Genomic DNA, 20,904 nt, shown 5'->3' with positions numbered 1-20,904 from the left:
CCTCCGCGTAAGTTGCATCGCCCATCTCCCGATGCCTGATCGCGAAAAGTAACGTCGATGGTTTTGGTCCGTTCCAGGAGTCGACGGCGGCAGCCGGAAATCAAACATGGATCGGAAATTCTGCGGGATTTGTACGCCTCAGACGGGACAACTCCGTAAATTCTCCTATCCAGTGACGTCGCCAAAAACTGTCAATGACAGCCAAGCCCCGCGCCGCCAGGTCGCCCGATTGTACGAACGTCCCGGCCGTCGTCACTAAGCCGGCTGTGGCCGTCATCGAATTGATGGCGGCCCTTGGGCGTGAGATCGAGCCACATGAAGGCACCCATCAGATTTTCAATGCCACGGGAATAGGCTGAGTAGGTGTGGAAGATCTCGCCAGTCTCGTTTTTGGCAAAGATGCTGGCGCCCATCATATCTTCGCTGCTCTTGAGCGGGATCGTATCATAATTGAACTTGGCTGTGCCCGCGGCCAGGTCCTCCCTCTTGAATGACACGCCGAAATCATAGTTGAAGTCGCTGCCATAGGATGAGACCCACGGAAAGGTCCAGCCCAACGCGCGTTTCACTTGCTCGATTCGTTCGATTGGCGCGCGCGAAATCACGACAAATGACAGGTCGGCATCATCGAAGTGCTTGCGCGCGGCGTCGAAATGATCGGCGACGAATGAGCACCCTTTGCAGACGTGATCGGAGCCCGGGGTCAGCATGAAGTGATAGACGGCAAGTTGGCTGCGACCTTGAAACAGATCCGCAAGGGTGCACTTGCCATCCGGCCCCTCGAAGACGTAGGGCTTCTCAATCTTTACCCATGGCAACTCGCGGCGCTTTTTTCTAAGCTCGTCAAGCTTGTGCGTAATTTCCTTCTCTTCGACGAACAATGCCTTGCGTGCGGAAAGCCATTCTTCGCGCGAGACGATTTTAGGTGGGGAGAGGTCGCCTGCTGCCATCGTCAAGACTCCTCTGATTGTGGGTTCTAACGTAGGTCCTCGCCGGCCGGTTCCCGGCTTGCCTGGCAAGCGCAGCGATGGCATCGCCTGGCTTGAGCCGAGCATCGCTGGACCCAGTTGACCTGTTGTGAACACTCCCGGAAGGTCTCGCCGTTGCCATCGAGCACCTCGGCGATCGCATCCGTGGCTCTCGCTGGAGAGACGCCCGGCGGAGGATCCCGACGAGCGATATCGAACGCACGTTCACGCGCGAGCGGGTCGGCGCGGTCCTGCATCCAGGATTTTGCGATCCAAAATGCGCGCCGTCTCTGTTGCCTTCGGGGTCCAAGAATTGCCGTCGGCGAAGCGTTTACTGGGGGCGATGGCGCGATACCTCCCGTCAAACCGATCAATCTACTGATCGGCTTGACACTCGCCGTTCGTGTTCTCATTATGTTCTAGGCGAGAGTTTCCTCGAACATTGCAGGCGAACGGTCGAATGGCAACGACAGCCACGATCCTTCACGCGGATCTCGATGCCTTCTATGCTTCGGTAGAGCAGCTGCTTGATCCCTCATTGCGCGGCAAACCCGTCGCCGTCGGTGGTGGCGTTGTGCTTGCCGCTTCCTACGAAGCCAAGGCCTTCGGCGTCCGCGGAGGGATGCCGGGATGGCGAGCGCGCGAGCTCTGCCCGCAACTCATTTTTGTGAGCGGGCATTTCAAGGAATACCAACGGCTGGGCGATGCCGCCATCAAAGTGATCGGCGATTTCACACCGCTCGTGGAGCGGATTTCCATCGACGAGGCCTTCGCCGACGTTGCTGGCTGTACCCATCTCTTCGGCCCACCCGACGAAATTGCGAGGACAATCCGCCGACGCGTGCGGGCTGAGCTCGGCCTTCCGATTTCGGTCGGCGTGGCTCGCACCAAACATCTTGCAAAGATTGCGTCGCAAGTGGCCAAGCCCGATGGTCTTGTGGTTGTCGATCCGGACACCGAGCTGCAGTTCCTTCACCATTTACCCGTCGAACTGATGTGGGGAGTGGGCCCGGCCACGAAGGCGTGGCTGGCCGAGATCCGCGTGCTGACGATCGGGCAGTTGGCGACAACACCTGGATGGTCGCTCGAGCAGGTGCTCGGTCCCGCTGCGGGGGAGAAACTTGCGGCCTTGGCGTGGAATCGTGATCCACGGGAAGTTAAGGCGCACCGCCGAGCCCGCTCGGTAGGGGCGCAATCGGCGATCGGCAGGAAGCCCGCCAACGAGCAATTTTTTCGACCGACTCTGCTTCACCTTGCCGATCGAATCGGCACCCGGCTTCGGGCCAAGGCGAGGCCGGGTCGTACCGTGACGGTCCGTGTTCGCTTCGCCAATCTGAACTCCGCCTCGCGCTCGGTGACGCTAGACGTTCCGATCTCGACAACTGTGATCCTTGCCGAACTCGCGATTGACCTGGTGCGCGCCGTCCTCGCAGATCACCCTGACGAGAGGACTATTTCGCTCCTCGCGATCTCCGTGTCGCATCTCGAGGAGGACTGGGATCTACAGCTAGACTTTCCGCTTGGGCTTCACGATGAACCCCGTCGCCCCGGCAGCAAAATAGGCATGGCGCGTTGGGCAGCCGACCGTGCCGTCGATAAGATCCGCGATCGTTTTGGATCGGATGCCATTGGCTATGGCTCGGTGGCGCTAGGCATCTTTCGGTCGGTTCCTGACGAGTTTCGCGAACTCGCCGAAAAGGACCTGTGACCGTCGTCGGTCCATGGGAAAAGGCCGCAGCATCGTGCGTCAGCGCACTGGCACGAGAACACCGCAACGAATTGGGTGAAACGGCCGTGAACAAAACGTGGCGGTAACGCTTGCTACAGCAAGAAAGATCAATAGCTTAGAAGATGCTCACTGCGTTCGGGACGCAGGGCATCCCTCAGTCAGATCGCAACTTGAACCGAATGTCGGTATCGGTGGTTGCGCCTCCACGATTTGAACCTGCTGCAGTATACAGGCGGCCACCCGTGTGCGGTCGCGCGCAGGAGCTGCGGCAAACGAGATGAGCTATCGAGGAACTGCTCATGCGTCACTCCTCGATCGGGTATTCCCAGATCTTGCCGTTGCGAGCGGTCTGATTAAGCCATTTCTCTGCAGCCTGCTTTGACGCGAACAGCTTGGCCCAGGAGGAGTCGCCAATTGCCCTGGAGCTCTCATCAGCGAGATAGATCCAAACTGACGTTTGCCGCTGCCCGCCTTCGATCTCGTACTCCCACGCAACGCCCTCAGGGTCGTGCTGGTCGAGCCATTTAGTGGCGTCGTCCTCAGAGGCGAACACCTTCGCCCATTCCACGTCGCCAGCCTTCCGCTGTGTTCCGTGATCGTAGTCATTGAGGTAGAGCCACGCCGTCCTGCCGTTCCGACGCAGCTCGGCCTGATGCGCAACCGCGGCGTTGACCTTCCGTCGGTCGGTGCGGTCCTCCTTAGGCATAGACATCAGGCTGGCGTAGATGTCGGACGGAAGGCCGGGTTTTTCACCTGGCGGGCTTTTTGCCCCATTCAATCCAGTGGTCAAATGCGTCCGTCATGTGGATCTCCTCTTCGCCCGGAACGGACTGTCGATTGTGAACGCGTCCGGCCTGATTACTTTCTCGATAAGCGTCCAGGGTTACGGGTGCAGCAATCGGAAATCCTTCGCGTCCGCGGCGAATAGGTGCCGATCGCGGTGGTGCCACGTCCGTTGCGGAGATAATCTAGGAAGATCCGGTTGCTGCGCTTTGCCTGCGCCGAAAGGATGTAGCGGCCGGGATCGCGTGCCGCGAACTCAGAGCAAAGCCCTCGCGCGACCCGATGCGCCTGGTCGTGCAGCATCGGCGCCTCAAGCGGCGCCATCAGGTGAACTCCTTTGCCACCGGTCAGCTTGGGCCAGGTGTCGAGCCCTTCGCGTCTCATTAGCGTGCGTAGCTCAAGCGCCGCTTCAGCCACGGCATTCCATTCGACGCCCTCGCCGGGATCGAGGTCGATCACGATGCGATCTGCGTGCTCGAAGTCCTCTACGGTTGAATTCCACGGGTGCAGCTCGGCGGCTCCGATGTGAACCAGTCCAAGAAAGCCATCTAGGCTATCGACCCAGAGGCGCGTGCCTTCGCCACCCTCGCGCTTCTGGATGTGAAGCTGATGCACGGCCCCGGAATCTCCTTCGGAAGCGGCCCCTTGTGGTAATAGGTCGTGCCGTGCACGTGCCGCACCAGCTTGAGCGGACGGTGGCCGAGATGCGGCAGCGCCTTCTTCCATACACGTTTCCAGTAATCTGCGAGTTCTTCCTTGGGGGGGGGACGGGCGCGTCGGGCAGAAGCTGGAGGATGTTTTCTCTGGGCACGTCGAGCTTTGGCCGTCCGACGGAGGATGGCACCAGCCGGGGGGCTTTCACCTTCCGCAATGCCAGATCGTCCCGAAACCCTTTGAAGACTACTTCGCGGAGCAGGCCGTCGTCTGTCAGCGCGCCATACTCCACCTCGATATCCACCGTCGGTTCAACCCAGGTCGCCTTCGGCTTCTTGATACGGACATCGAGCGGCGATGTCCGTCGGATTAGCGGATCCAGCCGCTCGCGCAGTTCGCGCGCGCTCGTCTCCGTGTACCCGGTCCGGACCTTACCGGCGTAGACGAGCCTGCCGTTCTCCCGGCGGCCCACGTAGAGCGAGGCGATCTTGCGCGGACGGGCTCCCAGTTTTTCGACGAAGGCGACGATCGGGAAGGTCTCGCTCTTCTTGCACTTCAGCTTGATCCAGGTCTCCTGCCGGCCTGAGCGGTAGGGCCGTCCAAGCCGTTTGGCGACGAGACCTTCCAGGCCGAACTTGCAGCCCTTAGCGAAGATCTCGTCTCCATCGGCCTCAAGAGCCTCGACGTAGATGAATGTCTCCGGTGCTCCCTTCAGAAGCTCTTGCAGCAGGCGCTTGCGATCCTCATACGCGGCGTCACGAAGATCGTAACCGTCAAGGTAGAGGAGGTCGAACGCGTGGTAGCGCACACGCGCGCTGCGCTTGGGCCCGAGCTGGCGTCGAAGCTGCTGGAAATCGGGCAGCCCGCCGCTGCCGTAGACGATGGCCTCGCCGTCGATGATCGCGCTCTTCGCCTTGAGTCTATGGGCTGCAGCTGCAATCGAGGAAAACTGCTCAGTCCAGTCGAGCCCCGTGCGCGAATAGTCTGTGACGTCGCCAGCATGGAGATGGAGTTGAGCGCGATATCTGTCGGCCTTAATTTCGTAGACCCAGCCCTCACCGCCGGGCGGATTCTCGCGCAGCGTGGGATCGCACGGCTCGATGTAACCTGGAATAGCGGTTTTGCGGGCGCCGGCGACCCGCGATACTCCCGAACGAGACTGACGCAACGCCACGGCACACATGCGGACTCAACGTGTTCACGCTGATTCGTTCCTTGGTAGTTGATCGTTTCGGCGGGAACGCGAGAGCTGATGGCTGCTCGTGACCGGAGCTACGTTATTTGTCGGCGCGCTAGCCGCCGGTTGCGAAGCCTGGGAAGAGCATCATGCCGCCGTCAATGAACAGGGTCGCGCCTGTGACGTAGTCGGCGGCATCCGACACCAGCCAGGTCACCGCCTGGGCAATATCGTCGGGCTCGCCTATGCGCTTATACGGGACGAGGGTCATCAGGCTTTCGTAGGCTTCTTTGGTCTCCCAGGCCGGCCGATTGATCGGGGTGCGAATGGCGCCCGGCGCGATCCCGTTGACGCGGATGGCGAGCGGAGCCACCTCCTGGGCTACGCTTCTCATCATCTGCATGACGCCGCCTTTGGAGGCCGCATAGTTGGCGTGTCCTGCCCAAGGTATCTCCTGGTGGACGGAACTCATGGAGACAAGCTTGCCCGCCGCGACCGAAATGTCCTTCACGACACCTCGTCGCTTGAATTCACGTATGGCTTCCCACAGTCCAAGGCGCGGATCGCATCCAGCGCGGCATTCGTGCAGGGCTTCATCCCGCCCGACTATCTGCTCGATGGGATCTTGCAACGGCGCTTCTGCTACTCATTCACCGCCAAGACCGGGACCGGCAAGACCGCGATCATGCTGCGCCTCGCCGCGCATGTCGCGCTCGGCAAGCCGCTCGGCCAGCACAATGTCGAGAAGGGCAAGGTCCTGTACTTTGCCGGCGAGAACCCCGACGATATCCGAATGCGCCGGATCGTCATGGCGGTGGGGATGGGTTTCGAACCCCAGGACATCGAGGTCTACTTCATCGCCGGCACGTTCAAGATCTCGAAGATGCAGGCGCGCATCCGGCAAGAGATGGAGCAACTCGGCGACTTTGCGTTGATCGTGGTCGACACCAGCGCGGCTTATTTCGAGGGCGAGGATGAGAATAGTAATGCGCAGGCGGCTGCCCATGCCCGACGACTCCGAAGTCTTTGTGAGATGCCAGGCGGTCCGTGCGGCTTGGTCGCCTGCCACCCCCCCAAGAACGCCACCGATGACAAACTTGAGCCCCGGGGGGGCGGCGCCTTCCTCGCCGAAGTCGACGGCAACCTGATCGGGCGCAAGGACGACAGCGCGGCCTCTGTGCACTGGCAGGGCAAGTTTCGCGGTCCCGAGTTCAACGAGGTCTCGTTCATGCTGAGGACCGTGACGCATCAAGACCTCGTCGACAGCAAGGGGCGCATGATCCCGACCGTGATCGCCGAGCCGCTGAGCGAGACGGCCAAGGAAGAGATGGCCGCAGTCAGCCGATCGCATGAAGAAGACCTTCTGCGGATCATTGCCAGCAAGCCGGACTCGTCGCTGGCGATCATGGCGCTTGCAATGGGCTGGAAGATGCACGACGGCCGGCCGAACAAGGTCAGGGTCTCGCGCAAGCTGCAGGCGATGGTGGGCGACGGGCTCCTCAGGAAGAAGGAGCGCGACGGCTACAGCCTCACCACCAAGGGCCAGAAGGCCCTCGAAAAGATCACCGAATAGGCCCGGGGCGTTGCAGCCGTAACATACGCCCCCTCTAAGAAGGGGGCGTGTTACGTTACGAGGTTGCACCTATGCCGTGACCATGTTTCGTAACATAGGCGCGTAACAGATGTTACGGCTTAACAACAAGCACTTAGGACGGATCGTAACGTCGCGTAACATCGCATGTTACGATCGGAACTCTAGATTAGGGTGCGTCGTGATCGTAACACACGTCGTTACGACTGGCACTCAGCGTCGAGGAGCGCGCTGGCGTTCCCGGCGTCAGCCCGCTCGGCAGGCGGCCGGGATCATCGGAATCCCTGGCCGGCTTCAAATCGGAACAGGCCGCCGGCTTCGCTCGGAATCCACGGCCGACTTCGTCGGAATACGCAATTTGTTCCTAGCATCCCTGGCCGGTCCGCTCAGGTTGTCGGTCATCGGCCAAGCCCAGGGCGTGAACACCAGCACGGTCAGCCGATTGAAGCAGGGGGACCTCTCTTTTTTATTGAGGGGAATATCGCCGTGGGGATGCAGGCGTCATTCACGGTCCGGTGCTGAACCGCGGCGAGCATGGTGACCGACGCGGCGATCAACGGGCAGGGGATTGCGCTGGCACGCACGACGCTGTCAGCATGGGATCTGATCAATGGCCGGCTGGTGCTGCCGGTCCCTGAGTCATTGCCTCTGTCCAAGACCTATTGGGTGTGTCCGGAGGCGACGGCGGCCCTTCCGAAGATCGCGACCTTCCGCGAATGGCTTCTTGCTGAAGCCGTAGCGGACCTCCGACAGCTCAACACGCTGGCGCCGGATTCCGGTGATCGGAGGCCGTCGCGCGTCCCTCGTCCAGATGGACCGAGGCGCCGCTCGCCTAGGCAAACATCCGTCGGCGAATAGAGCAATGTGTCAATCCGGAATTAGCCACTCCAGTCGCGCCGATCAGCAGGGTGTCTCATCACTGATAATTCGATGGACTTTGCGTGTTGCGAGAATCGCATCAACGGGAGTGCTCTGCGCCGGAGGTAAATAGCCACGCCGTCATTTCGCGTCAGGAAGGCGTTTTGCGAACGCTCAATAGGGGTACCTTTGCGGTGTTTCGTCAGTTTGCCAGATGGCTCTTTTTTTCAGATCGGGACGTGCCGACCCTTGGAGAGATGACAAGCCCAGTTTCAGCATGCGGACCAGAGATCTCGGGCGCGATGAACCCGTTGTGAGCGCGGAGCGCGAAGTCGCAATGGGGCCGAGGTCGACAGGCCAACGGTTGCACGGGTTATGGTGCACAGCATTGCTGGGACGTGTCGGTCGCGCTAACCCTCCGAACCGAAAACCAAGCAAGCCGTTAGACCTCCATCGAACGGAGGAAGAGAGATCATGCGTGTTCTTGCAGTAGCAATGGCAATATCGTTGTCCTTTGCATTGGCTCCCGCATCTGCCGAGGAGTCTGGATCATCCAAGACCGATAAGCAGGCACAATCGGTTCCGGTGCAGCCGGACCGTACGCCGCAACAATCGGACCAATCTCGCGGCCAGGAGCGGGCACGTGGTGAGAGAGTGCAGATCGAGCGCGATTGGAAGGCCGAAGAAGATGCCAACCGAACTCCGACCCAGCACGAGGAATCCGCTGGCAAGCCGGACAAGGACCATCAAACCGTAGGTCGTGACTGGCGCGCACATCCTGAACGTGACGAGAACCGCTGACCATGCGTAGCGGGCTAGCTTTAGGACGGAGTGCCATCGGCCGTCAGATTGCCGCTACTGAAGCCTGAACGCCGGAACTTGATCAAGCTGAAGTGAATACGCGGCCAAGATCGCGAGTCTCGCTTCTGCCGGTTCCTAATTGACAGACAATCCCGCTTTGGCAAAGTCGCGGACCTGGGGATGGCGATCTCCCCATGAGGCGACATGCCCAAGCATCGCGTCCGGATTTGTGTGAAGGACGCAGCATGTCAACCGTCAACGACAGGTCTTCGTCAGATCGTCCGGTGCCTTTGCTGCGCGTAAGAAACCTGACTAAGCGATACGGAAACGACGGCACTGCCATCGAGGGGCTGTCGTTCTCTGCTGTCGCGGGCGAAATCCTCGGCATCATCGGTCCAAATGGCGCCGGCAAGACGACGTTGCTGGAAGCCGTTGCCGGACTTCTCCCGGTGAATTCAGGCGACGTCTTTTGGCACGGAGAGCCACTGCCCGCAGGCCGCCGGCGCGACGTTCTGTTCTACCTGCCTGATGGCGTCCGTCCGTACCAAGACCAGTCGGCCCTGCAGGTCGTGTCGTTTGTCGGCAACGTCTTTCGACGGTCAGACGCAGAGATCAGGTCGACCATCGACGCGCTCGGGTTGCAGCCGGTGCTTCGAAAGCGCGTGCACGCCCTGTCAAAAGGTTATGCCCGACGCCTCATCCTGACCATCGGGCTGCTTGCGCCGCATGACCTGTTGCTGATGGACGAGCCATTTGATGGATTTGATTTGCGGCAGACGCGCGACGTCATGGGTCTTTTGCGTCACCAGACGGCGTGCGGACGCACGCTGATCCTCTCAATTCATCAGTTGCCGGACGCCGAACGGGTTTGTGATCGCTTTATTCTGCTGTCGGCAGGGCGGGTACGTGGATCAGGAGGACTTGCCGAATTGCGTGCGCAGACGGGACTGCCGAACGGCTCACTGGAGGATATCTTCCTTGCGCTCACGTAAGGCATACGCACGATCGACCGCACCGATCGGTCCACTGCTCGCAAAGGAGCTCCGCGAGATCGCGGCCGGGCGAGCGCTTTGGACGATGTTGCTGCTGGTCTGCCCCCTCGTCGGATACAGCTTCGTCCAGGCAGTCTCGCTCTTCAGCGAATCAAGTGCCGCCGCCCTGCAGTCGCCAGTCCTGGCGCGGAGCCTGTCACCGCTCGATGCCATTCTGGTTCCGGCGTTCGGCTCATTCTATGTGGCGGTGACATTGTTATTTCCTTTCGTGGCGATCCGCGTGCTGGGCCAGGAGAAGGAAAGTGGCGCTTTGCGCCTGCTGGTCCAATTGCCGTACCGGCCTTCGACGCTGATTGCAGCAAAATTCTGCGCTGTGCTGGCAGCCTGGCTCATGGTGAGCATTCCTGCGCTTTCCGCACTGGCCGTGTGGGCAATATTGGGTGGCCATTTGGCTGCACCGGAGACGCTGAACCTTTTGCTCGGTCATTTGCTTTACGGTGTTCTGGTCGGCGCCATTGGGTTGCTCGCCGCGGTCGTCTCCGACAATTCGGCCACTGCCGCTATCATCGCGCTTGCTGTCACGATCGGATCATGGGTTCTGGACTTCACGCTCGCGGGCCGCTCAGGCCTGTCGGCCTGGCTTGCGCAGATGTCGTTAACCCAGACGCTGCGTCCGTTCGAGCAGGGGCTTCTCTCGGCCGGCCTCGTGGTCGGCATAACGGCCGTCATTGGTGGGCTCGCGGCGCTGACAATCGTCTGGCTTCCGCCTGGTACTCCCGTGCGAGCGAAAATCGTCCGTTCTGTCTCCTGCGTGCTGGTGATCGCGGCGGGACTCGGTGTTGCGACGCAGATCAGGGCGTCCGTGGATCTCAGCGAGGATCGTCGCAACTCCTTCTCGCGTACAGACGAACGTTTGCTCGCGACGCTTCGGCTTCCGTTGGTCATCAGGGTCAATCTCGCGGCTGAGGACCCCCGCTATATCGATCTTCGACGGAGCGTTCTCGCGAAGTTCGAGCGCATCATGCCAGATGTCACCGTCGTACTCGCGAGCGAGCGGTCAAACGTTGTCAATCCATCAGACACCTATGGCCAGATCGAATATGCCTACGGTGATCGAACCGACGTGAGCCGCTCCACCAGCCCTCGGGAGATACTGCCGCTACTATATGCGCTCGCGGGCACGCAGCCGCCAGCGCCTAGCGTCGGCGAAGAGTACCCCGGTTATCCCCTGGTCGTTAGTGCAGACGCGGTGCTGCTGTGGTTCTTCGGCGGATTGCCGCTCCTGATCGTGCTCGTTTGGCGATGGATTCGCCGGCCCCCTCCAGACAAAGGTCCTCTCGTTCATCCAGGAGCTAAGCCATGAGATCCTGCAAGAAACTCGGAATGATCATCCTCGCGGCAATCGGCTTTGCGGTGCCGGCATTGCCCTGTTTAGCCGCGGAGCCAATCAAGATTGACCTCTCGAATGAAACCGTCGGTGGGGAACCAAAGTCGCTGGTGCCAGTGGTGGGCTTCTGGAGGATCGAGGAGGACGGCGGCAAGAAGGTGCTCACTGTCGATGGCCGGCAGTGGAAGGAGGGGCAATCGTCGGCAGGTATCGCCGACAAGGCACGGGCTCTCTACGGTGAACGCTACGCTGAGTTTCTCGATCGCGTGCAGGCCTACGCCTACTATCCCTACGCGGTTGCGCCAAAAATCGAAAATTTCAGCGATGGCGAGATTTCGGTGCGCTTTGAAGGGTTGTCCGGTCGCATCGACCAGGGCGCCGGCATCCTATTCAATCTCAAGCCAAACGGGGACTACCTGACAGTCCGCGCGAACTGTCTGGAGAATAACATCGTGCTGTGGAAGTTCGAGCACGGCAAGCGCTCTTCCGTCAAATGGGTACGCAATATACCGACCGCGACGCGGCAGTGGCATGACCTCAAGGTCCGCGTCAAAGGCACGAAGGTGGAAGGCTATCTCGACGGCAAACTCTATCTGGAGCACATGCTGACCCAACCGGTCTCTGGCCGGATCGGGCTCTGGTCAAAGGCCGACAGCCACATGTATTTCGCGGATTACACCGTCACCGCCGGCAGCAACTGAAAGGATGACAACGGGGAGATTCGTCAGAAGAGGAGATGGACGATGAACAGGAAATGGATTCTGGCAGGCAGCGGCGCGCTGTTGCTGGGCCTCGTGGGTGTCGCCATGGTTACCGCCGAACCGGAGGGCAGGGGTGCGATCTTTATCGCGGGAGATAAGCCGGTGACCGAGGATCAGATCCGTCAAAAGCTGCAGTCGGACGGCTGGTCGAATGTGCAGATCGTCCGCGACGGATGGTACTTCGAGGCGATTGGCTCGAAAGATGGCCAAACCGCGAATGTTGCCGTCAACTCGCGGAACGGCCGACTACGTGCCGGCGATGATGACGACGCGGATTGAGTAAATAGCTCCCGTCGGGAGTTGAACGGAATCGGGGCGGGCGGGTTTCGCGTGCGACCTCCGTGCCACGGTGAGGCGTTGCGTCCGCAGCTCCCCTGCGAGCAATTCCGCTGCTTCGAAATGGTTTTCTCACCTGGCCCAGATCAAGCGAGCTGGTCGAGCTACCGACGTTGCATTCCCGGAAGTGGGACGACAGCTCAAGCTCAGCCAAGTGCTCCCAGCATTCCGCGTCCGCGAGGAGGTTCCTTTGTTCATGCTATTGTACGCGGCCTTTTGACGGCACAGCGAACCCATCGCGCGCAAGCGTCGCACCTTCTCCACTGCGAACCTCCTTCGGCTTGTTCTTCGCAAGCCGTTTGTTTGTCTCGGATTGAAAGTCTCTCAGAATAAAATGACGGGCGATAGTCCGGTGTTTGACAGCTTTGAATGACAGCGCAATCGTCACTTTTTGTCTGGATGAGTGCAAAGCATTGATGAGATCCAAAAACGCATCGCAGAATGAAGGTGCTCTTCCGAAACTCAAGCCCCCCAATGTCGGAAGCGCTGTTAAGTGCGCATTTCGCAAAAACGGGACAGCAGTTTCGCTAACTGACGGACAGCAGTTTCGCTAAATCGCGGACAGCGTAGCGGCGCTGGCTTTTGGTTGCCTGGTTGTTGAAGTCAGTTGGTATTCGTTTCGCTGTTTTCGACGTCGGTCAAGGGGCGTGCAGCTTTTTTCCTTCGCATGCTGTCGCCTTCGAGGGCGATACGGTGGGAGTTGTGGATGATCCGGTCGAGGATAGCATCTGCGATGGTTGGCTCGCCGAACACGTCAGAGTACCCCTATTCTTGAGCGGGTCGTGTCTCACGTCACGATCACGGACCCGCATCATTTTCTGTTTGGGCACCGGCTTGAGGTGCTGAAGGAGCGGTCGGGGCGCGGTCCCGCCTACGTCGTTGTCGCGCTGCCGGACGGCCGGCCGCGGGCGGTTCGGATCGCGTCGACGGATCTTGCCGAGACGCCGATCACTTCCCGCCCGGATGCGGCCGATCTGCCGCGCATCAGTGCACGTACGCTGATCCCATTGATGCAACATTTGAGCGCGAGTCTGAGCCTTCTCGACGAGAAGGTGATTCGCGATGACCCACCGACCGCTTCCAGGTCGCGTTGCGTATCGACCCCTGCCGACGTTGGCAAATCCACCCGGCCATCCGACGGCCGACATTCCGCGCCTGTGGCCGAATCTGTCGACCGCGACGCAAACCCAGATCGCTCAAATCCTCGCCACGCTGCTGCGGCGAATGCAAGCGGTTCCCGGCACGCCCGGAAGGGGACTGGGTCGTGCTGATCAGCTTGAACGTCGCTGACGAGCGGCTCACGACTGCGCACCGAGCCAAGTTGGCCTATGTCTACGTGCGGCAGTCATCCGTGAACCAGGTGCGCCAGCACCAGGAGAGCACGGAGCTGCAGTACCGCCTCGTCGATCGTGCCATCGGTCTGGGTTGGCCCCGGAGCGCGTCCAGGTCATTGACGAGGATCTGGGCAAATCCGGTGCTGGCGGCGTGGATCGTCATGGTTTCCAGAAGCTCATTGCCGAGATCGGCCTTGGCAACGCCGGTCTTGTGGTAAGCCTCGACGCTTCTCGCTTGGCCCGCAATAACCGGGACTGGCATCAGCTTCTCGAACTGTGCTCGGTGTTCGGCGTGCTCATTGCGGATGGCGAGCGGCTTTACGATCCGCGCGCCTACCACGACCGCCTGCTGTTGGGCTTGTCCGGCATCATGAGCGAGGCGGAGTTGCATCAGCTTCGGATGCGCCTTCACCAAGGGGAACGCCAGAAGGCGGCGCGGGGCGAGCTGCGGCTGCCGCTGCCAGCCGGGCTCGCCTATGATCGAGCGGGCACAATTGTTCTCAATCCCGATGAGGAGGTGCGGGCCCGTCTTCATCTCGTGTTCGCCAAATTCCGGGAACTGCAGAGCGCTCGCCGTGTGATGCGTTACTTGGACAGGAACGGATTGTCCTTGCCGGTTCGACCGCTGCTTGGACCATCTCCACACGAGATCGTCTGGCGTGCGCCAGATAGTGCACGCGTCCTTAGCGTCCTTCAAAATCCGGCCTATGCTGGGGCGTATGTTTATGGCCGCCGGCAAAAGGATCCGAGCCGATGCCGGCCGGGATCGCTGACGGGAACGGTCAAGGTGGCGATCGGGGATTGGGCGGTTTGCCTCCACGCCGCTCACCCAGGCTATATCAGCTGGGAGGAGTTCATGGCCAACCAGGGGCGACTGGCAGATAACGTCTTCCGCTATGAGGCAGGACATTCTGGCGTACCGCGCAAGGGGGTAGCCCTGTTACAAGGAATTGCGATCTGCGGCCGTTGCGGACGGCGCATGAGCATGCGCTACACGGGCCCGAATGCCGACTATCCGGTCTATTGCTGCCGCTCGGATCGGGACCAGCAAGGCAGTGCACTGTGTCAGGAAGTCCGGGCCTTGGCGGTTGACGCGCTGGTCGAGCGGGTGGTCCTCGATGCCCTGGTGCCGGATCAGATTGAGATCGCACTCGCGGCGGCGGGCCAACTGGAGCAGGAGAGCCGTCAGCTCGAGCGCCAGTGGGCGCTTCGCGTGGAGCGCGCCCGCTACGAGGCCGAGCGCGCTCGGCGTCAGTATGACGCCGTAGAACCCGAGAACCGTCTTGTGGCGCGCTCACTTGAGCGGGCTTGGGAAGAGAAGCTGCGTGTCGTCGAGGCGGTCGAGCAGCAGCATGCGCGTTGGTGCGCACAAGAGCCGCTTCTGATTGGCCCGGCGGAACGCGCTGGGCTACAAGCGCTCGGCGAGAACCTGCCGCGGATTTGGAATACGGCCACCACGTCGGCAGCCGATCGCAAGCGCATTCTGCGATTTGTCATCCGCGAAGTCGTTCTTGATCAGAAGCGGACCCGAGGTCAAGTGTGGCTCAAGATCGTCTGGCAGACCGGCGCAACCAGCGAGCATCACGTACAACGGCGCGTTCACACCTACCGCGATTACATCGACATTGATCGGTTGCGGCGACGGATCCTCGAGTTGAATGCTGAACACAAAATGGATGGCGAGATCGCGGCGATACTCAATCAGGAAGGCTTCGTCGCGGCCCGAGGCTGCGCCTTCAAAGGCGAGAACGTCTGGGTGTTACGCACCCGCTGGGGCATTCCCACCGTCAAAATCAACGGCATGGACAAGAACCCGATGCGCTGGCCCGACGGGAGCTTCTCGATTCAGGGCGCGGCGGCCGAGCTTGGAGTAACCCCACAGACGGTGTTCGATTATCTCGCGCGCGGATTGCTGGCAGGTCATCAGTTAGCCAAAGGTCAGCCATGGCAGATCGAGCTTTCCGACGAACAGATCAGTCAGCTTCGCAATCGGGTACGACGCACCAAGCGTTCGAAGAAGGAGGCATCATGAAGCCATCGGCTCGCCGATCATATCGTGCCATTGGGCAACGGGCAGCTGGGCGGTAATCAAGGTCGATTTGCGCCTGTAGCGCTCTTCGAAGATTTCGAGGAGATCGAGGCGCTGCTGGTCGTTGAGGGTGTGGGTGCCCCAGTCGTCGAGGATGAGTAACTGGACACGTGCGAGCTTATCGATGAGGCGCGGGAAGCGACCATCGAGACGGGCCATGGCGAGGTCTTCGAACAGGCGCGGCATCCGCAAATAAAGGACGGAATGATCGAGCCTGGCCGCCTGGCGTCCGAAGGCACACGCCAGCCAAGTCTTGCCAGTCCCGGTCAGGCCGGTGATGATGAAGTTCTCATGGGCTTTCAGCCAGGCGCCTTGCGCCAGCTGCAGGGTGTTGCGCCGGTCAAGGCCGCGGCGGGACGCGAAGTCGACGTCTTCGATACAGGCGTCGACGAAGCGCAGCTTGGCTGCGGCCAGGCGATTGGTCAGGCGCCGGTCGGCGCGCATGGCGGCTTCGCGATCAAGCATCAGGCCGAGCCACTCGTCGCGGCTGAGATCGGCGGCATTGTCCTGTTCGGCCAATTGCCGATAGGCGGCCGCCATTCCGGCAAGGCCGAGGGCCTGCATCTGGTCGAGGGTCGGGTGGGTCAGCATCACGATCTTCCTTTCCTTCATTGATAATAGGCGCCGCCACGGATGTTGGCGTGGGAGGGCGTGGCTTTGATGGGCTCGGCGGCAGGGCTCGCGCGGTCCAGCCCGGATTTGAGGATGGCGCTCACGGAGGAGTAATTGATCGCGTTGATGGCGAGCGCCCTCTCACAGGCCGCTTCCAGCCGATTGCGCTCGTAGCGCCGCGCCAGGGCGATGATCCCCATGGCGGAGCGATAACCCTGCTCGGGATGCGGGCGCTCACGCATCATCCGCTCGACCAGGGTGGCGGCGTTGACGCCGACCCGCGCTGCCATCTTGATCAAACTCGCCGGTGTCATATTGGCGTAACGCTGATGGGCTTTGGGCATGTGCTCGTTCACGGTGACATGGCCGCTGCGCTGAGAGCGGCGCACATGGCTGGCGACACGCGTGTGATCCTGGAAGATCTCGACGGCTCGATACGTGAGCCGGACGTCCACCCGACGGCCGATCAGTCGGTGCGGCACCGAGTAAAAGGTCTTCTCGACTTCGACGTGATAATCGGGATGGACCTTCGCCGTTTTCCACTCGGCGTATTCGAACGGTTCGCTCGGCAGCCGCGCCAGCGCCTCGCGCTCGATCTCCTCGAACAGCTGCCGGCGGGATTTGCCGATATGGCGCATCGGCCGATCGTTCAGCTCCTCCAGCAAACCGCCGATCGCGGCATTGAGATCGGTCAGGTTGAAGAACCGCCGATGGCGCAGCCGTGCCAGAATCCAGCGCTCAACAATTAGCACCGCGCCTTCAACCTTGCCCTTGTCGCGCGGCTTGCGGCTGCGGGTCGGCAAAATCGTCGTGTCGTAGTGCTCGGCCATGGCGGCAAAGGTTTGGTTGAGCGTCGGCTCGAACCACAACGCCTTGACGACCCCGGCCTTCAGATTGTCGCAGACGATCGCCTTGGGGACTCCGCCGAAGTACGACAGCGCCCGGGTCTGGCCTTCGATCCAATCTGGCAGTCGCTGACCGAAGCTCGCCATAGCGAAGGTCAGCGACGAGGCCCCGAGCACCGCGACAAATATCTGCGCCTGACGGATCTCGCCGGTTTGCGGATCGGTCACCTCCACCGTCGGGCCGGCATAGTCGGTCTGCATCACCGCACCCGCCGCGTGGCGGTGGCGGAAGGTTGGGTTCGCCCGCCGCCGATAGGCGTCAAACTTCTCGCAGAACCAAGTGTAACCGTAGCCGTCGGGATGAGCCGTCCGGTATTCCTGCCAAAGCAGCGTCAGCGTCACGCCCTTGCGCTTGAGTTCCTGCGCCACCCGTGGCCACTCAGGCTCGCTCAAGTCCTGCGGCGGTCGCCCGACCCGCCGGAACAAGGCCCGCTGTAACGCCGCCTCGCTCTCGCAAATCGGCGGCAGCGGCCAGCTCAAGCCCGCTTCGCGCGCCCGCAGCAGGTAGGTGGCAACCGAGGTCTTGCTGATCTGCAGCCGTTCCGAGATTGCCCGCACCGACAGGCCCTGCTCGTACGTCAGCCTCAGGATCGATCGTAGGTCCTTCACAGTGGTTCGTTTCGCTTGCTTCCGTCTCGGCATTGCCCCTCTCAAACTCAGCTTGAGAGAGAACATTGCCTGAACGGCGCTCCCGAAAACCAACCTCCCGCATCTGTCCGCGATTTAGCGGAATCCCTGTCCCGGAGTTACTGAAATCGCTGTCCGCGAATTACCGAAATCGCTGTCCGGGAATTGCCGAAACACGCACTGTTAAGGAAGGTGACGGCTCCAGTCCCACAACTGGAGCCGTTTTTTGTTGCTCATCGCGAAGGGTGCAGGCAAGCGCACTCATTTCGAGTTTCAGGGGGTCTCATTTGCTGTGCGTTCGCTTAACCGCAAATTCTATTCGCTTGATGCTTCACATCGCTTTCGAATGCTACTGAGAGCTGGCGCACGTACTCTACATCAAGAGCAATGATGATACCGTTTCATTCCGAGCCTACTTTCTTCCTCCAGGGTCTGAGGGGGGAATGTATTGCGACGGGGCGGGGCAACGGTGAGGATGAATGCACGGCTGCTGCAGATCGCTCGTCTGGCTGGTCGAGCGGCAGGACTGCTGTTTTTGCGAAATGCGCGTGGGATCCGGCAGGCCAAAGCCGATGACGCCCAGACTTGCACGGATATCGCAAAATGGCTCGCCTCGCGGGGATTAAAGCCTCCGAGATAGACGCCGCAGGGGCCAGAGGCTGCGGTGGATAGGCGGCCGGGGAGAGGCAGTGGACGTGCGTGACAAGAGCTTCGGTCGGCTAAAGAAATTGAATTGCAGACCGTCTTCCGCATGACAGAGGCTTGCTATCGTTCAACTGGGCAAGCAGAGCTGGATCCGTCACCGGATCTTTGTGCCAGAAGTTCGCGGAAGCGGGCAATGCAACAGGGTCATTCTCCCAGAAGTTTGACATTGCTGTACTCCGCTACAGTTTGATCATGAAGTTGACGAACGCTGACGGCTGCATGATCCCAAAAGGCGTGCTCGTGCCGCCCTGTGCGCCGACATTGACAGTTGGCAGCGTGAAGCCATTGCTTGTTGTAATCGTAAGGGTGTTGCCTGAGCCGACATTCGCGATCGATGTCACGGTTTGGCTGGTACCAGGGCCCCAGTTGGCATTATTGAGCCCCCAACCAAACTGAATTTGGCCGCCAGAAAGGGACACGGACGGCGTGTACGGAGGCAGGTTGGCCGTAGCCAAGGTAACCGTCTCAGCTCCTGTAACCAGGCCAAGAGCCCGCGGCGTGAGACCGCCGCCTGATCCAGCGGCTGCCAATGCCCTGCCAAGCACCTTTGGCAGAGACATCCGGCAATTGGCGGCCCACGCTCTAATAACGAGGATCAGCGCAAATGGCCGACGGAATCGAGGCATCCGAGCTGTCAAAGATTGCAAAGCTCAATGGAGACTTCAGGAGAAACTACGGCAAGCTGCTGGGCGCATTCCTCTATCTGCGATCAATCGGCGCCGCCCGCCGTACATCCAGTTGGGGCAGTCTGATTGCGGCTTTATCACGGCTGCATTGGCGTGGCTGGGAAGGACGATTTGGTCGTGGTTCGCTTCCTAAATCGTTCCCCATTGGCCAGCAAAGAGCCGATCTCAACAACCCGCAGGAGCTTCGTCATGAATTCCATCGTTTCACTTCCGATCATCGGCGCGACCCAGGTTTCCGCCCCCGGCATCGCCGCTGAGATGCCGAGAAATGACCGGTCAATGACCAATCTCGCTGACGAGGTGGTGCTGTCCACTTCTGCCGGCATCAGCGACGCTGAACCGATCGAATCCGATGATCCGGCTTTTGGGTTGATTAGAGCGAAGCGCCAAGCGGACGTTCTTTACTCGTGGGCGATCGAGGCAAAGGACGTCGCCGAGCAAAGATACGGCATCAGGTCAGAGGAGGCGTGGGAGGCAGCCGAGCGGTGCGAGGCAGCTTACCACGCCACCAACGAAATCGGCTGGAAGCTTGCGACGACACAGCCCACGACGCTGGCCGGTGTGGTCTCAGTGCTCGGCCTTGCCAACCTGATTGAGGATGAGGGTTGTGAATGGCCCGACACCAACACGATCGGGCCGGATGGCTGGCACTATCAGTTGCGGGCAACTATGGCTGCGGCGATTGAGACGATCGTCCGGAGAGGCGCATGAGCAATATCATCGCATTCCCGCCCGCCTCGGCAGATGATGAAAACGAGCGCAATGCCGAGGCCTTTCGCGATTTGGAGAGCGATATCTGCGATTGCCTCTGCATGAGCGAGATCGCTGTGCAAATGATGCCGGACGAGACTGACGAGCACCTGATGTTCGCCGTTCGTCAGACGGCGGTGATGCTCGAACGATTTAAGAAGCGCTACTACAGCCTCTGGCACGGCGAGGAGCGTCCGGCATGAAGCGCCGGCGGCGATCGCACAGGAAGCCCAACCGCGAGCGGCTGGCGCTCCACGTCCGTCGGCTGAGGCGGTGAAACCGAGGCCCGCCGGTTCACGCTGGCGGGCCTCTGTGCTAGCAAATTGGCGTGCCCTGCCGATCGTGCGGAACGTCGCGGCACCGGCCGCAGGGGCTGTTCCAGAGCGGCTCCTGCGGTCGTTTATTCTGTGCCGTCCAGAAGTGTCCTAAATTTCCAGAAGGAACGAATGTCTTCTCTGGCACTTAAGGGGCTGATAGCCGAACGACGGTGCAGCCGTTGCTGAGGCTATGGGCCCGGCCTCCTAGGCACACCGGGCCCGCTTTGCTTAAGGCCGCCTCAGTTCATAACTCCCGTCCGATTGCTGGGTGGGTCCGGTTCTTCACCTTGATCCAGTGCTTTTGCCGACCCCCGCGGTACGGCCGATCGCGATGCTTGGAGACCAGACCTTCAAGTCCCATTCGGCAGGCTGCCCGAAACAGGTCGGGGCCGATCTCGCCGCGCTCGAACGGCGCCACACTGATTCCGTCCGGCCGGCGCGCCAATAGCTGCTGCAGATTTGCTTTGCGCATGTGGAGGGGGAGGGACCGCAAATCATCGCCGCCCATCGCGAGGATATCGAAGGCATATAGCTGCACCTCGTGGTCGTGTTGCCGGCTGTGCAGCGCGTTGAAGTCGCTGATGCCGTCCACACCGAGGATCACGGCCTCGCCATCGATCACAAAGTCCTTCTGCCGGTTCCTCAGCGCGGCCTCAGCAATCCAGGGATAGCGCTTCGTCCAGTCGGTGCCGTTACGAGAGAGGAGGCGCACGCGCTTGTCCTCCCGAATGACCAGCATCCGGTAGCCGTCATGCTTCACCTCGTGGATCCAGTCCGGCCCGTCCGGGACCTGCTTGCCGGCGGTCGCCAGCCAGAGCTCGTACGCCATACGCATGTTTGGG

At 60.8% G+C, this 20,904-nt stretch carries 20 protein-coding genes and 1 pseudogene; 12 read left to right on the top strand and 9 right to left on the bottom strand.

The window, feature by feature from the left end:
* Positions 1 to 191: 191 nt before the first annotated feature.
* The gene (locus tag P6U28_RS15565) at positions 192 to 950 is read right to left on the bottom strand and encodes a DUF899 domain-containing protein (RefSeq protein WP_407122668.1); all 759 of its coding nucleotides are present in this window, start codon (positions 948 to 950) and stop codon (positions 192 to 194) included.
* 478 nt (positions 951 to 1,428) lie between these two features.
* On the opposite strand from P6U28_RS15565, the gene dinB reads away from it, so the two are divergent.
* Positions 1,429 to 2,676 carry a DNA polymerase IV gene (gene dinB, locus P6U28_RS15560; RefSeq protein WP_407122667.1) on the top strand — a complete coding sequence of 416 codons (1,248 nt, stop codon included), beginning with the start codon at positions 1,429 to 1,431 and terminating at the stop codon, positions 2,674 to 2,676.
* Positions 2,677 to 3,001: 325 nt separating this feature from the next.
* Here dinB and P6U28_RS15555 read toward each other — a convergent pair whose 3' ends face one another.
* From P6U28_RS15555 to P6U28_RS15545, 3 genes and pseudogenes are all read right to left on the bottom strand, one after another.
* The gene (locus P6U28_RS15555) at positions 3,002 to 3,487 is read right to left on the bottom strand and encodes a hypothetical protein (protein ID WP_407122666.1); all 486 of its coding nucleotides are present in this window, start codon (positions 3,485 to 3,487) and stop codon (positions 3,002 to 3,004) included.
* A 9-nt stretch (positions 3,488 to 3,496) separates the two neighbouring features.
* Positions 3,497 to 5,317 (bottom strand): annotated as a pseudogene (gene ligD / locus P6U28_RS15550) (DNA ligase D).
* A 109-nt stretch (positions 5,318 to 5,426) separates the two neighbouring features.
* A complete protein-coding gene (locus P6U28_RS15545; RefSeq protein WP_407122665.1) occupies positions 5,427 to 5,822 on the bottom strand; it encodes an SDR family oxidoreductase in 396 nt (131 codons plus the stop codon).
* Positions 5,823 to 5,894: 72 nt separating this feature from the next.
* On the opposite strand from P6U28_RS15545, the gene P6U28_RS15540 reads away from it, so the two are divergent.
* The 7 genes from P6U28_RS15540 to P6U28_RS15510 all read left to right on the top strand — a co-directional run bounded on the left by P6U28_RS15540 (position 5,895) and on the right by P6U28_RS15510 (position 11,980).
* Positions 5,895 to 6,884, top strand: a complete 990-nt coding sequence (locus P6U28_RS15540; RefSeq protein ID WP_407122664.1) for an AAA family ATPase — start codon at positions 5,895 to 5,897, stop codon at positions 6,882 to 6,884.
* A gap of 552 nt (positions 6,885 to 7,436) precedes the next feature.
* The gene (locus P6U28_RS15535; protein ID WP_407122662.1) at positions 7,437 to 7,760 is read left to right on the top strand and encodes a LysR substrate-binding domain-containing protein; all 324 of its coding nucleotides are present in this window, start codon (positions 7,437 to 7,439) and stop codon (positions 7,758 to 7,760) included.
* A gap of 474 nt (positions 7,761 to 8,234) precedes the next feature.
* Positions 8,235 to 8,561 carry a hypothetical protein gene (locus tag P6U28_RS15530; protein WP_407122661.1) on the top strand — a complete coding sequence of 109 codons (327 nt, stop codon included), beginning with the start codon at positions 8,235 to 8,237 and terminating at the stop codon, positions 8,559 to 8,561.
* Positions 8,562 to 8,806: 245 nt separating this feature from the next.
* Positions 8,807 to 9,553, top strand: coding sequence for an ABC transporter ATP-binding protein (locus P6U28_RS15525; RefSeq protein WP_407122660.1), 747 nt, complete (start codon positions 8,807 to 8,809; stop codon positions 9,551 to 9,553).
* Positions 9,495 to 10,916, top strand: a complete 1,422-nt coding sequence (locus tag P6U28_RS15520; RefSeq protein ID WP_407123078.1) for an ABC transporter permease subunit — start codon at positions 9,495 to 9,497, stop codon at positions 10,914 to 10,916. The genes P6U28_RS15525 and P6U28_RS15520 overlap by 59 nt, the downstream gene beginning before the upstream one ends.
* Before the next feature lie 20 nt (positions 10,917 to 10,936).
* A complete protein-coding gene (locus tag P6U28_RS15515; RefSeq protein WP_407122658.1) occupies positions 10,937 to 11,641 on the top strand; it encodes a hypothetical protein in 705 nt (234 codons plus the stop codon).
* A gap of 42 nt (positions 11,642 to 11,683) precedes the next feature.
* Positions 11,684 to 11,980 carry a hypothetical protein gene (locus P6U28_RS15510; RefSeq protein ID WP_407122657.1) on the top strand — a complete coding sequence of 99 codons (297 nt, stop codon included), beginning with the start codon at positions 11,684 to 11,686 and terminating at the stop codon, positions 11,978 to 11,980.
* 660 nt (positions 11,981 to 12,640) lie between these two features.
* Here P6U28_RS15510 and P6U28_RS15505 read toward each other — a convergent pair.
* A complete protein-coding gene (locus P6U28_RS15505) occupies positions 12,641 to 12,790 on the bottom strand; it encodes an ATP-binding protein (RefSeq protein ID WP_309145054.1) in 150 nt (49 codons plus the stop codon).
* A 672-nt stretch (positions 12,791 to 13,462) separates the two neighbouring features.
* Between P6U28_RS15505 and P6U28_RS15500 the strand changes: the two genes are divergently transcribed.
* Positions 13,463 to 15,403, top strand: coding sequence for a recombinase family protein (locus P6U28_RS15500; protein WP_407122656.1), 1,941 nt, complete (start codon positions 13,463 to 13,465; stop codon positions 15,401 to 15,403).
* On the opposite strand, the gene istB is transcribed toward P6U28_RS15500, so the two are convergent.
* The 3 genes from istB to P6U28_RS15485 form a co-directional block, all read right to left on the bottom strand.
* On the bottom strand, positions 15,398 to 16,024 hold the full coding sequence (gene istB, locus P6U28_RS15495; protein WP_407122655.1) for an IS21-like element helper ATPase IstB: 627 nt from the start codon (positions 16,022 to 16,024) through the stop codon (positions 15,398 to 15,400). The genes P6U28_RS15500 and istB overlap by 6 nt on opposite strands.
* Before the next feature lie 44 nt (positions 16,025 to 16,068).
* Positions 16,069 to 17,619, bottom strand: coding sequence for an IS21 family transposase (gene istA, locus P6U28_RS15490; RefSeq protein ID WP_407119841.1), 1,551 nt, complete (start codon positions 17,617 to 17,619; stop codon positions 16,069 to 16,071).
* An 869-nt stretch (positions 17,620 to 18,488) separates the two neighbouring features.
* Positions 18,489 to 18,764: a hypothetical protein gene (locus tag P6U28_RS15485; protein WP_407122654.1), complete on the bottom strand. Its 276-nt coding sequence runs from the start codon at positions 18,762 to 18,764 to the stop codon at positions 18,489 to 18,491.
* A gap of 149 nt (positions 18,765 to 18,913) precedes the next feature.
* On the opposite strand from P6U28_RS15485, the gene P6U28_RS15480 reads away from it, so the two are divergent.
* The 3 genes from P6U28_RS15480 to P6U28_RS15470 are packed head-to-tail and all read left to right on the top strand — an operon-like array spanning position 18,914 to position 19,948.
* A complete protein-coding gene (locus P6U28_RS15480; RefSeq protein WP_407122653.1) occupies positions 18,914 to 19,252 on the top strand; it encodes a hypothetical protein in 339 nt (112 codons plus the stop codon).
* Positions 19,185 to 19,706 carry a hypothetical protein gene (locus tag P6U28_RS15475; RefSeq protein WP_407122652.1) on the top strand — a complete coding sequence of 174 codons (522 nt, stop codon included), beginning with the start codon at positions 19,185 to 19,187 and terminating at the stop codon, positions 19,704 to 19,706. The genes P6U28_RS15480 and P6U28_RS15475 overlap by 68 nt, the downstream gene beginning before the upstream one ends.
* Positions 19,703 to 19,948, top strand: coding sequence for a hypothetical protein (locus P6U28_RS15470; RefSeq protein ID WP_407122651.1), 246 nt, complete (start codon positions 19,703 to 19,705; stop codon positions 19,946 to 19,948). Before P6U28_RS15475 ends, P6U28_RS15470 begins: the two co-directional genes overlap by 4 nt.
* A gap of 358 nt (positions 19,949 to 20,306) precedes the next feature.
* Here the strand turns inward: P6U28_RS15470 and P6U28_RS15465 are convergent, their stop codons facing one another.
* On the bottom strand, positions 20,307 to 20,891 hold the full coding sequence (locus P6U28_RS15465) for an RNA ligase family protein (protein WP_407123077.1): 585 nt from the start codon (positions 20,889 to 20,891) through the stop codon (positions 20,307 to 20,309).
* Between the last annotated feature and the right edge of the window lie 13 nt (positions 20,892 to 20,904).

The sequence above is a fragment of the Bradyrhizobium sp. STM 3561 genome (genome assembly GCF_045571455.1).
In the GTDB taxonomy this organism is placed as follows: Bacteria; Pseudomonadota; Alphaproteobacteria; order Rhizobiales; family Xanthobacteraceae; genus Bradyrhizobium; species Bradyrhizobium vignae.
The sequence above is the reverse complement of the archived record's forward strand: the minus strand, read 5'-3'. Positions and strand labels throughout refer to the sequence as shown.

Excerpts from the sequence above, each read along its gene's own strand:
- P6U28_RS15565 (WP_407122668.1), bottom strand. The coding sequence starts at position 950 with ATGGCAGCAGGCGACCTCTCCCCACCTAAAATCGTCTCGCGCGAAGAA.
- dinB (WP_407122667.1), top strand. The coding sequence starts at position 1,429 with ATGGCAACGACAGCCACGATCCTTCACGCGGATCTCGATGCCTTCTAT.
- P6U28_RS15535 (WP_407122662.1), top strand. The coding sequence starts at position 7,437 with ATGGTGACCGACGCGGCGATCAACGGGCAGGGGATTGCGCTGGCACGC.
- P6U28_RS15530 (WP_407122661.1), top strand. The coding sequence starts at position 8,235 with ATGCGTGTTCTTGCAGTAGCAATGGCAATATCGTTGTCCTTTGCATTG.
- P6U28_RS15525 (WP_407122660.1), top strand. The coding sequence starts at position 8,807 with ATGTCAACCGTCAACGACAGGTCTTCGTCAGATCGTCCGGTGCCTTTG.
- P6U28_RS15515 (WP_407122658.1), top strand. The coding sequence starts at position 10,937 with ATGATCATCCTCGCGGCAATCGGCTTTGCGGTGCCGGCATTGCCCTGT.
- P6U28_RS15510 (WP_407122657.1), top strand. The coding sequence starts at position 11,684 with ATGAACAGGAAATGGATTCTGGCAGGCAGCGGCGCGCTGTTGCTGGGC.
- istB (WP_407122655.1), bottom strand. The coding sequence starts at position 16,024 with ATGCAGGCCCTCGGCCTTGCCGGAATGGCGGCCGCCTATCGGCAATTG.
- istA (WP_407119841.1), bottom strand. The coding sequence starts at position 17,619 with ATGCCGAGACGGAAGCAAGCGAAACGAACCACTGTGAAGGACCTACGA.
- P6U28_RS15480 (WP_407122653.1), top strand. The coding sequence starts at position 18,914 with ATGGCCGACGGAATCGAGGCATCCGAGCTGTCAAAGATTGCAAAGCTC.
- P6U28_RS15475 (WP_407122652.1), top strand. The coding sequence starts at position 19,185 with ATGAATTCCATCGTTTCACTTCCGATCATCGGCGCGACCCAGGTTTCC.
- P6U28_RS15470 (WP_407122651.1), top strand. The coding sequence starts at position 19,703 with ATGAGCAATATCATCGCATTCCCGCCCGCCTCGGCAGATGATGAAAAC.
- P6U28_RS15465 (WP_407123077.1), bottom strand. The coding sequence starts at position 20,891 with ATGGCGTACGAGCTCTGGCTGGCGACCGCCGGCAAGCAGGTCCCGGAC.